At 38.5% G+C, this 1,043-nt stretch carries 2 protein-coding genes; both read right to left on the reverse strand.

Going from position 1 to position 1,043, the window contains the following annotated elements:
- The coding region (locus D8792_RS10750) for a lyase family protein (protein WP_260470303.1) at positions 1-369 on the reverse strand (369 nt) is incomplete at its 3' end.
- A gap of 269 nt (positions 370-638) precedes the next feature.
- Positions 639-1,043, reverse strand: a 405-nt coding sequence (locus tag D8792_RS11505) for a hypothetical protein (RefSeq protein ID WP_221763077.1), incomplete at its 5' end; no start/stop codon positions are given.

The raw sequence follows: 1,043 nt of genomic DNA on the forward strand, positions 1-1,043 counted from the left end.
GATGTTGGTGAAGTTTTCAAGATCACGACGGATGATGTCGTTAGCCTGTTTGTAAAGGTAACCGTAGGCAGTATCCACCACGTCGGTAGAAGTCAAACCATAGTGGACCCACTTGCGCTCTTCACCGAGCGTCTCAGAAACCGCACGCGTGAAAGCTACCACATCGTGGCGAGTCTCCTGCTCAATCTCCAAAATACGGTCGATGTCAAAGTCCGCCTTCTCGCGAATCAAAGCCACATCTTCCTTAGGAATTTCCCCCAACTCAGCCCATGCCTCGTCAGCCAAGATTTCCACCTCAAGCCAAGCACGGTATTTGTTTTCTTCACTCCAAATATTCGCCATCTCAGGGCGAGAGTAACGGTTGATCATGATTAAGATACCAAGGGCGACTAGAAAGCGACTGAATTTTAGGAAACCAATCTAAATTCCGAGCTTTCCGCCCGGGTTCAGTTCTGCAAACTAGATGCCCATTCCCTTTCTTTATTTACAGTTAGGAAGTCCGTAGCCCGTATTCAGTTTTGGTGAATATGTGAGCTCTTGTTCCTTTATTTTTATAGTTTTAAATATATCCTTTTATAAAAGAAGAGATGTGTTAGAGTAAGTATAGTTGCCTAACAAATCTATCTCATTTTTTCAGGCTACCAACTCAACTGTTTAAAAGCTCCTTCCAAAGTGCCTTGTTTTTTTAAACCTCTCATTGAAAATCCTGACAATCTATCTACAGTAGGCCAATCAAAGAATATTGCTGAAAAATTACTTTTTTCCTTTTTGGCAGGATAATAACAATACTTTCGGTGCTCATATTTACTGAATAGCTCTTCTTTCGTATAACTTTCAATTATCATATCCTCTGGTTCTAAAGGATATGTCTCATACACATCTTTACATGTTAAAAATAAACCTGGTTTAATTTTTTTATTCTCTTGTACACAATAAAAAATTTGGTTATGATTTTCATCAAATGTTCGACTAAATGAATCGCCATTATCTATCATAGCAATATTTTTAAAACATTTCTTATATCTTTCATCATACCCATAAGC

Origin of the sequence: Streptococcus cristatus (assembly GCF_003943505.1) — a bacterium.
GTDB classification, from domain to species: Bacteria; Bacillota; Bacilli; order Lactobacillales; family Streptococcaceae; genus Streptococcus; species Streptococcus cristatus_E.